At 62.0% G+C, this 8,739-nt stretch carries 8 protein-coding genes and 1 pseudogene; 4 read left to right on the top strand and 5 right to left on the bottom strand.

The genetic code is table 11. The features are described 5' to 3' along the window. The 3 genes and pseudogenes from PDO_RS28720 to PDO_RS05700 all read left to right on the top strand — a co-directional run. Positions 1–208 (top strand): annotated as a pseudogene (locus tag PDO_RS28720) (phytoene dehydrogenase); the annotation flags it as partial. After that, positions 205–1,425: an aminomethyltransferase family protein gene (locus PDO_RS05695; RefSeq protein WP_007599016.1), complete on the top strand. Its 1,221-nt coding sequence runs from the start codon at positions 205–207 to the stop codon at positions 1,423–1,425. The pseudogene PDO_RS28720 and the gene PDO_RS05695, both read left to right, overlap by 4 nt. A 10-nt stretch (positions 1,426–1,435) precedes the next feature. Next, positions 1,436–1,687 carry a hypothetical protein gene (locus tag PDO_RS05700; RefSeq protein ID WP_007599019.1) on the top strand — a complete coding sequence of 84 codons (252 nt, stop codon included), beginning with the start codon at positions 1,436–1,438 and terminating at the stop codon, positions 1,685–1,687. Positions 1,688–1,706: 19 nt separating this feature from the next. Here the strand turns inward: PDO_RS05700 and PDO_RS05705 are convergent, their stop codons facing one another. Genes PDO_RS05705 through PDO_RS05715 form a run of 3 tightly spaced genes read right to left on the bottom strand, consistent with a single transcriptional unit; the run spans position 1,707 to position 4,559 of the window. After that, positions 1,707–2,813 carry an ABC transporter ATP-binding protein gene (locus PDO_RS05705; RefSeq protein WP_052023396.1) on the bottom strand — a complete coding sequence of 369 codons (1,107 nt, stop codon included), beginning with the start codon at positions 2,811–2,813 and terminating at the stop codon, positions 1,707–1,709. 7 nt (positions 2,814–2,820) lie between these two features. Then, positions 2,821–3,642 (bottom strand): ABC transporter permease, encoded by an 822-nt coding sequence (locus PDO_RS05710; RefSeq protein WP_007599029.1) that lies wholly within the window; start codon positions 3,640–3,642, stop codon positions 2,821–2,823. Then, the gene (locus tag PDO_RS05715; protein ID WP_007599030.1) at positions 3,639–4,559 is read right to left on the bottom strand and encodes an ABC transporter permease; all 921 of its coding nucleotides are present in this window, start codon (positions 4,557–4,559) and stop codon (positions 3,639–3,641) included. Before PDO_RS05715 ends, PDO_RS05710 begins: the two co-directional genes overlap by 4 nt. Before the next feature lie 222 nt (positions 4,560–4,781). Here PDO_RS05715 and PDO_RS05720 point away from each other — a divergent pair, with 222 nt between their 5' ends. Further along, on the top strand, positions 4,782–6,194 hold the full coding sequence (locus PDO_RS05720) for an aminotransferase (protein WP_007599031.1): 1,413 nt from the start codon (positions 4,782–4,784) through the stop codon (positions 6,192–6,194). Positions 6,195–6,274: 80 nt separating this feature from the next. Here PDO_RS05720 and PDO_RS05725 read toward each other — a convergent pair whose 3' ends face one another. Both PDO_RS05725 and PDO_RS05730 read right to left on the bottom strand, forming a co-directional pair. Then, complete coding sequence (locus tag PDO_RS05725; protein ID WP_007599032.1) at positions 6,275–7,474, bottom strand: aromatic ring-hydroxylating oxygenase subunit alpha; 1,200 nt, start codon at positions 7,472–7,474, stop codon at positions 6,275–6,277. 130 nt (positions 7,475–7,604) lie between these two features. Continuing rightward, positions 7,605–8,612, bottom strand: a complete 1,008-nt coding sequence (locus PDO_RS05730; RefSeq protein WP_007599041.1) for an ABC transporter permease — start codon at positions 8,610–8,612, stop codon at positions 7,605–7,607. Positions 8,613–8,739: the final 127 nt, after the last annotated feature.

The following is an 8,739-nucleotide window of genomic DNA, read 5'->3' on the forward strand; positions in this document are numbered from 1 at the left end:
CTACCACATGCCCGGTGGGCACTGGCACCACGGCGAATTGCAAGCAGACCAGCTTCTGGTGAACCGACCAGTGCACGCCGCCTCGCGCTTCAGCACGCCAATTCAAGGGCTGTTCCTCGCCAGTGCCGGGTCCCATCCCGGCGGCGGCATTTCAGGCCTGCCCGGTCTCCTGGCGGCGCGCCACATTCTTGCCGGAGACAGACGATGATCCTCGATCCCGCCCAGCGTCGTGCCTTACATGTCCACATCGCCGCTCCGCGTCTCGAGACGCCTTTCCATCCGCGCATCCAGGCGCTGTCGACCACCAACGACTGGTATTCCTGGGCGGGCTACAAGGCGCCGCACTCGGTTTTCGACGACGAGCTCGAATATTTCGCGATCCGCTCCACGGCGGCCCTGTTCGACATCTCGCCGATGATCAAATACCGCATACGCGGAGCCGATGCCGAACGTTTCCTCAATCGCCTGACGCTGCGCGACGTGCGCAAGCTGAAGCCCGGACGGGTCCAGTATACGGCCTGGTGCGACGATCACGGCCATGTGCTGGATGACGGCACCCTGTTCCGGCTGGCGGAGACGGATTTTCGCCTCTGCTGCCAGGAGCGCCACCTGCCCTGGCTGACCGACAGCGCCAATGGCTTCGACGTGACGATCGACGAGGAAACCGAGACGCTTGCCGCGCTGGCTCTGCAGGGGCCGACCAGCTTTTCGGTGCTCGACGCCGCAGGGTTTGCCGGTATCGAGACCCTTAAGCCCTTCCAGCTGGCACGTTTCGACCATGAGGGTCACGAGATCACCATTTCCCGGACCGGCTTCACGGGCGACCTCGGCTACGAGCTTTTCGCGCCCGCCGATATTGCGCTGTCGCTGTGGGACCGGATCTGGAACGCCGGACAACCGTTTGGCCTTCAGGCGATCGGATATGGCGCACTCAATCGCGCCCGCATCGAAGCCGGATTCATCGTCGCCAATGCCGACTTCACCACCGCGGAGGCAGCCTTGCGCACCGACCGCGTAAGGCTACCCGACGAAATTGGCCTCGACTGGCTGGTGGATCTTGAAAAGCCCTTCTTCAACGGTCGCGACCCCATCCTCGGGGCGCGGCAGAAGAAATCGCTGAAACACATCCTGGTGGGTCTCGAAATCGAGGGAAATATCGCTGCGGAGCATGCCCTTGTCTACCATCGCAGGACCCGCGAAGCCGGTATCGTCACCGCCGGAATCTGGTCGCCGATGGCCAAGCGCAATATCGCGATCGCCAACCTCGCACGCCCCTATGGCGAACGCATTCTCGACGACCTCTGGGTGGAAATCTATGCGCTGCGGGAACTGCAGTATCAGAAAATGATGAAGCGCGCCAAGATCGTGCCGCGCCCCTTCATCAGGCTGGACCGGCGCACTGCCACGCCGCCGGGCCGGTTCTGAGGCCCGGCTCATGGATGAAGAACCGGACAGCGAGGCCCTCGTGCAATGGGAGATCATCACGCTCCCGCCGGGCATCGACTGGTCCGGACGCGCCCGCTACGGCGCGGCGATGTATTTCTATGCTCGCGGCGACATGGACGCCCCGACACTGGAAGTCTACCGCTACCTCGCCCGTCTCGATGCAGAAGCCCCCGCCGACGTGTTGCGGCGCTACCGCATCGGCGGAAACTGGCTGGAAAAGCTGGCGCGCCACGGCGGCTGAACGGATCCCGCCCCTGCGATCAGTCGAGCTTGCGAATCCGGTCCTCGGTCTCGTCATCCGCAAGTGCGACGAAGGCGTCCGGGTCATAGGCGAGCCGGATAGGCTCGCCGATCGGAAGGTCGTCGGCGCCGTAGGTATTCGTCTCGATCATGGAAAGCGGTTGCTCCAGCCCATCAACCCGAACCGACAGATGCGTCGTTTCGCCGAAATAGGCCCGGTTCGTGACCCTGCCCTGCAATTCGTGGTCGGCGCGCTCGCCATCCCACAGAAGACGCAGCCGTTCAGGCCGGATACCAAGCGTTATCCTGTCACCCGGACGCCCGCCCGAGGCCGCTGCAGCGATGCCCAGCCGGCCAAAACGGTCTGTCTCGACGGACAGGATGGCCCCTGCACTCTCGACGACCTTGCCCGACAGGAAGTTCATGCCTCCCAGGAAATCAGCCGTCAGCCGCGTCAGAGGATGCTGGTACAATTCCTTCGGCGTCGCGACCTGAGCGATACGCCCGCCGAACATGACGGCGATCCGATCGGACAGCGCCAGCGCTTCATACTGATCGTGGGTGACCAGAACGAAGGTGATGCCGACTGCCTTCTGCAAGGCGCGCAATTCGGATTGCATCTCCTCGCGCAGTTTCTTGTCGAGCGCCGAGAGCGGCTCGTCGAGCAGCAGCACCTTGGGACGCAGGACCAGTGCCCGGGCGAGCGCGACGCGCTGCCGCTGGCCGCCGGAGAGTTCATGACCGCGTCGTTTTCCGAGATGGCCGAGGCGCACCTGGTCAAGCGCGTCGCCGACGCGACGACGCTCTTCTGTCGTACCAAGTTTCAGGCGCTTCAGGCCGTAGGACACATTCTCCTCGACATTGAGATGCGGGAAAATGGCGTAGCTCTGGAAGACCATATTGGTCGGCCGACGATTTGGCGCGACGCCGAGCATCGACTGGCCGTCGATCCTGATATCACCGGAGCTTGGCGTCTCGAAGCCGGCAATGGAACGCAGCAACGTCGTCTTGCCGCAGCCGGACGGGCCGAGCAGCGAAAAGAACTCACCGGCTGCTATGTCAAGCGAGACCTCGCTCAACGCCTTGTAGATTCCGTAAAACTTGTTCACTCCCGAAATCGCGATCATCGGCATATCAGACATGGGATGCGGCTCCGGTAGAAAGCTGCCTCTCGGTGCGTCGGCGCAAGAACTCGGCGGCGACAAGCAGACAGATGGACAAGGCAAGCATGAGGCTGCCGAGCGCGAGAACGCCCGGAAGCTTGGCGGCGAAACGCAATTGCCCCCAGATGTAGACGGGCAACGTCGGCTCGGTGCCCGACAGGAAAAAGGCAAGCAGGAATTCGTCGAGCGAGATGGTGAAAGAGACCAGCAGGCTGGACAGGATCGCAGGCGCCACAACTGGCAGGGTGACCCTTCGGAATGTGCCGAAGGCGGTTTCGCCAAGATCGAGCGACGCCTCTTCCAGCGACCGATCGAACCCGTCGAAACCCGCGGTCAGCACGGCCATCGAATAGGGCAGACAGAACACCACCTGTCCAAGGATGACGGTCAGGAGCGAGAGTTCCGCACCGACCTGAAGCACGATCATCAGCAGCGAGACTGCGACTATGATCTCCGGCAGGAACAGCGGCGCCATTATCAGGCCATTCGCGGCCCGCCGCCCTCGGAAGCGGTAGCGGGTAACCGCCCGGGCCGCGCAGATTGCCAGCCCCGTCGACAGAACCGCCACGCAGATGCCGACGACGAGACTATTGAATGCCGCATCCAGCATTTCCCGATTGCCCCACAGCGAGGCGTACCACTTCGTCGTGAAGCCGGCGAGCGGGAAGCGTGTGGCCGCAGCATTGTTGAAGGAGAAGACCGGAAGCAGCAGGATCGGCAGGTAAAGAAACCCGAGATAGAGCACCATATAGAACGGCAGCACGCGCCAGCGTGAAGGCTTCAGCAGGCTCATCGGATCCGCCTCGCCACAAGTTTGAGCAGGATGGCGCAGGCACCGGCCACGACTGTGACGATCGCCATCGTGGTCACCGACAAGGCGGCCCCGAGCGGCCAGTTGGCCGCCTTGCCGAACTGCGCCTGGATGGCGGTGGCAATCATCACCCCGTCCTTGCCGCCGACGAGGCGCGGCGTGACATAGTCGCCGACAGTCGGGATCATGACGATCAACAGCGCCGATACCACTCCCGGCATGGAAAGCGGCAGGACGACCCGCAGGAAGCTTCGGGCCGGCCCGTCACCGAGATCGCGCGCCGCCTCGACCAGCGATCGGTCGATCTTTTCGAGCGAGACGTAGATCGGCAGGATCGCGAAAGCAGCCCAGCTGTGAACCAGGGTGATTGCCACGGCATTGGAGTTGTAGAGAAACGATGCAATGGGCTCGGTGATCACGCCGAGCGACATCAGTCCCGTGTTCAGCACGCCCTGATAACCAAGGATCATCTTCCAGGACATGACCCTGAGCAGGTAACTGGTCCAGCAGGGCACTGTGATCAGGAAGAGCAGTAGGTTCTTGTGCCGCCCTCCATGAAAGGAAATGAACCAGGCGACCGGATAGGAGACGACGACAGTGACGAATGACACGACAAGGGAAATGCCCAGTGAGCGCAACAGCAGATCACGGTAGATCGGCTCCGTCAGGGCGATGCGATAGTTCTCGAAGGTGAAACTGCGATCAATCTCCAGATAGTTCTGCGTCCAGAAACTGTAGGCGACGACCGTGAGGATCGGGACGCCGAGCAGGAACAGCGCGTAAAGGGCCGTCGGCGAAATGAGAGCGAGGCCGGCCGCCTCTTCCCCGCGCCGCCATGACGGTCTTGCAGGTAGGCCACTGTCCACTGAGGGGGCCGATTGATCGACAGTCAGCACCATAGGCGCCCCTCCCCGGCGTCCGCGTGACAACAGGCGTAATGCAGCAAGCGATGCATGGCAGCCCTCCGGCTTTCCGCCTCTTCCGTTCCGTTTCGCATGATGAGCGCAAGTGTTGACGAAATGCAAGCACTTATCATTCGAATCTGATTGAACGTCCATTCAATATAGTGTTATTCTTCGATCAAATTCAGGCGCTTGAACCGATACGAAAAGGGGCTCCCAATGGCAGCTGTCCGCAATGTCGAGACCATGTCCGCAACAGAACGCCTGGAATTCGTCGAGACGGCCAGGGAACACCTGATCCAGCCCTGGCCTGTGGCCGGCGAAATAGGTGCAGAGGCGCGGGGCGGCATTGTCGCCGGTGATGGCATCTACGTCACCGACATCGAAGGGCGCAGGCTGATTGACGGTCCCGCCGGCATGTGGTGCACCAATGCGGGCCACGCCTGCGAGCCGATCGCCCGAACCCTCTACCAACAGGCGATGACGCTGTCCTACAATTCGCCCTGGTATACGGCGAGCGAGCCCTCGGTTCGCCTGTCAGGGCGGCTTGCCGCCCATGCGCCCGGTGATCTCGACCACGTCTTTTACACCACCGGTGGCTCCTCGGCAGTGGAGACGGCGCTGCGCTTGATGCAGTTCGCTAACAATGTGTTTGGCCGCCCGACCAAGAAGAGGATCGTTGCCCGCCAGGGGGGCTATCATGGATCCACTTACCTCTCCGCCTCGCTGAACGGCCGTCCGCGCGACCATGACTGGATGGACAGCGCGCGCGACATGGTAATCAAACTGTCCTGCCCCAATCCGTTCCGCCGCCCGGCAGGTCTGTCCGTCCAGGCCTTCTGCGACGCCCTCGTCGACGAATTCCGCACGACGATCGAGACGCATGGGGCCGAGAACATTGGCGCCTTCGTTGCCGAACCGATCATGGCCTCCGGCGGCGTCATCGTGCCGCCTCCCGGCTATCTCACCCGCATGCGAAAATTGTGCCGCGACAACGATATCCTTTTCATTGCCGATGAGGTGGTAACGGCTTTCGGGCGTCTCGGCCATGTCTTCGCCTCGAAGGAAGTCTTCGGCATCGAGCCTGATATCATCACCTTTGCCAAGGGTGTTACCTCCGGCTACTTCCCGCTCGGCGGCGCGATGATCTCGGCAGCGCTTCTGGAAAGATTGCGTCAGTCCAATCATTCAGACGCCATGTTCGCCCACGGCCTGACCTATAGCAGCCATCCGATCGGCTGCGCCGTCGCGGAAACCAATCTTGATCTGCTGGAAGGCGGCCTGCTGGCCCATGTCCGGGACATCGCACCCTATTTCCAGGCACAGCTGAAGACGCTCGAGGATCTGCCGCTCGTGGGCGAAGTTCGCGGCCTCGGGCTGATGGCCTGCGTCGAATGTGTCGCCGATCGGGAGAGCAACAACCCCTTGGCGCTCGACCTCGAAGTGGGTAAACGGATCGACGCCCATTGCCAGCGCTTGGGCCTGCTTGTACGACCGCTCATCCACATGTGCGTGATGTCGCCGCCCCTCACCATCACCCGGCCGCAGATCGACGAACTCGTTTCCATCCTGCGCCGTGGCATTGCACTCACTCAGGACGAGCTGGTCCGCGAGGGCCTCTGGAAAGGCTGAAGGCGACGCGAGGAGATCACAAGCCGGCGGCATGCCTTGCCGCCGGTGTTTCCTGCCCTTCCCCTGCAGCGCACGGCAGATCAGATCCTGTTCGACATCCGCGCATTGGTTTCGGCCATGCCTTCTTCTTCCGGGGCCTCGTCGAGGGTCATGACCGGCAGCACGGCACGCAGATGGTCGTGATGGGAGCGCACACCATATTCCAGGTCGGAGAGGTAGAAGCCGGCAAAGGCCCGCGAGGTCATCGCCTCGTTGGACCAGACTGTGAGCTGCACGTCCTCGGCCATCGTGTCCCTGTCGATGCGGGCCGCGAGATAACGTGCGAGACGCTGGCCCCTGCCCTCGTCGCGGTAACGATAGATGGCGCCACGCAACTGGGTCCTGCTGCGCGTGATCGGGAACTCCTGGTAGAACTGCACGCTTTCCGGCGTTACGGCGATCACATTGTTCGGAAACAAGCCATAGTAGATCCAGGCCTGCCTCAGCTCGGCCGGCAGATGCGTGGCCTCAGGCGCGACGGCGCGGTATTGGCGCACGCTCCATCTCCGGCCCGCATGTGGGTTGTAAGTGGCAAACGACCTGCAGACCCCAGCGACGAAGGGCTCGTCAAAATAGCTGGAACCGTAGAGATCCTGCAGCGACGGATGCGCCATGGCGACATGGTAGCCTTCATTGTCGACGTCGCGCACCGACTTCCAGTTGACCGGCGATTCATGACCCCAGAAGCCACCGGCCGGGATCATCTCGCCGCTCTGATAGTGGGAAAGCTCCGCCTCGAACGGACTCATGGTCTCCGCAACCGAGGCCTGCGGGCCTGGCTTGAGGCGAATGAAGACGAAGCCAAGCCAGACCTCCGTCTCGATTCCGGCGAGCGCAAATTCGTGTTTGTCGAGTGGCGGAAAACTGTCCGGTCGAGAGGGGCCACGCAGCGTGCCGTCGAGGTTGTAGACCCAGCCATGGAACGGACAGACCAGCGCACCACGGCAATGTCCAGCCTCCGCCGTCACCAGACGGGAGCCCCGATGGCGGCAGACATTGTTGAAGGCGCGGACCCTGCCCTCCTTGTCGCGCAGCACGAGTATCCGCTCGCCCACCATATCGAAGGTGACGTAGCTGCCCGGCTCCGGCACGTCCGAGACGTGGCAGGCGATCTGCCAGTGGCTGCGGAAGACATGTTCCTTCTCAAGCTCCAACAGCGCATCCGAATGGTAACACCATCCGGGAAGTCCCCGTCGGTCCCAGTTTTTCGGCACGGCGATATCGCGAACAAGCTCGTTCATGGCGCCCTCATACTTGCTGAACGTTCATTCAATATAAGCACGAATTCCCAGCGAAAGAAAGGGTTCCGCCGGCAAGAACGCGGCTGGCGGGTTGGCCAGTGCCCATTGTCGATGAATTCTTACGTGGCGGTCATGAGTTTACCGGCGGCATGTCGGAAACCCTGGCCAGGGCCGAGCGGGTGGCCGAGTGATGCCGCCTTTGCCGATAGGCATGGAACTGCGTATCGGCAATGACGCCCACCAGGATGACGGTGCCCATGACCGCGAAATTGAGCGACGAGGGGATGCCAAGCAGATTGACGAGGTTCTGCAGGACCTGGAGCAGCACGACACCAAGAACAACGCCGACGATCGAGCCCTCGCCACCCCTCAGCGAAAATCCGCCCAGTACCGCAGCCGCAATGGCATAGAGCTCGTAGAAATTTCCATGCGAGGATGGCTGAACGGACCTTGTATACATGGCAAAGAAGACTGCAGACACGGCTGTCAGGAACATGCAGAGCACATAGGCCAGAATGATCACCCGCTTGGTGTTGATTCCGGAATAGCGCGCCGCCTCCTCGTTCTTGCCGACGGCAAGCAGATGCCGCCCGAATACCGTGCGATGCAAGAGAAACCAGGCGAGCACCGCGAACAGGCCAAAGGCGATGACCGAATGGGGCACACCCGCCGTGCGCCCGACGAAGATGTATTCGAGCATCGGCAGGTCGGTTCCAAAGGTGAAGCCGGCCGTACCGTCCTTGGTGTAGAACCGTGCAATGCCCCTGTAGATCAGCAGGCCGCATAGCGTGACGACGAAGGGCTGCAGCTTGAGCTGCGTGATCAGCCACCCGTGCAGGAGACCGATCACGACCGACAGCGCCAAAACGATGGCAAAGGCAACAGGCCAGGGCACCCCATGGGAGGCGATCAGGTCAATGAAGATGACCCCGAGCAGCGCGATCACCGATCCGATCGAAAGCTCTATGCCCGCCGTCGCGATCACAAAGGCTTCGGCGATCGAAAAGAGCCCGAAGAGCCCGATCAGGTTGGCCGTATTGGCCAGATTGATCGGCGATACGAAACGCGGATTGACCAGCGTGACGATCGCACCGACGGTAATCACCAAGACGGCAAGGCCCAGGTCCTTCTTGTACATCCCGTTCTCCTATTCCACGGCCAGCCGCAGGATCGCTTCTTCAGACAGTTCGCTGCGGGACAGCACCCCGGCGATAGCGCCGCGACGCATCACGGCCACGCGAGTAGATACGCCGATCACCTCCTCC

Source organism: Rhizobium sp. PDO1-076, from assembly GCF_000247475.1.
In the GTDB taxonomy this organism is placed as follows: domain Bacteria; phylum Pseudomonadota; class Alphaproteobacteria; order Rhizobiales; family Rhizobiaceae; genus Allorhizobium.

Bases quoted from the DNA above. Each gene is read 5' to 3' on its own strand.
- PDO_RS05695 (WP_007599016.1), top strand. From the start codon at position 205: ATGATCCTCGATCCCGCCCAGCGTCGTGCCTTACATGTCCACATCGCC.
- PDO_RS05700 (WP_007599019.1), top strand. From the start codon at position 1,436: ATGGATGAAGAACCGGACAGCGAGGCCCTCGTGCAATGGGAGATCATC.
- PDO_RS05705 (WP_052023396.1), bottom strand. From the start codon at position 2,813: ATGATCGCGATTTCGGGAGTGAACAAGTTTTACGGAATCTACAAGGCG.
- PDO_RS05710 (WP_007599029.1), bottom strand. From the start codon at position 3,642: ATGAGCCTGCTGAAGCCTTCACGCTGGCGCGTGCTGCCGTTCTATATG.
- PDO_RS05715 (WP_007599030.1), bottom strand. From the start codon at position 4,559: ATGGTGCTGACTGTCGATCAATCGGCCCCCTCAGTGGACAGTGGCCTA.
- PDO_RS05720 (WP_007599031.1), top strand. From the start codon at position 4,782: ATGGCAGCTGTCCGCAATGTCGAGACCATGTCCGCAACAGAACGCCTG.
- PDO_RS05725 (WP_007599032.1), bottom strand. From the start codon at position 7,474: ATGAACGAGCTTGTTCGCGATATCGCCGTGCCGAAAAACTGGGACCGA.
- PDO_RS05730 (WP_007599041.1), bottom strand. From the start codon at position 8,612: ATGTACAAGAAGGACCTGGGCCTTGCCGTCTTGGTGATTACCGTCGGT.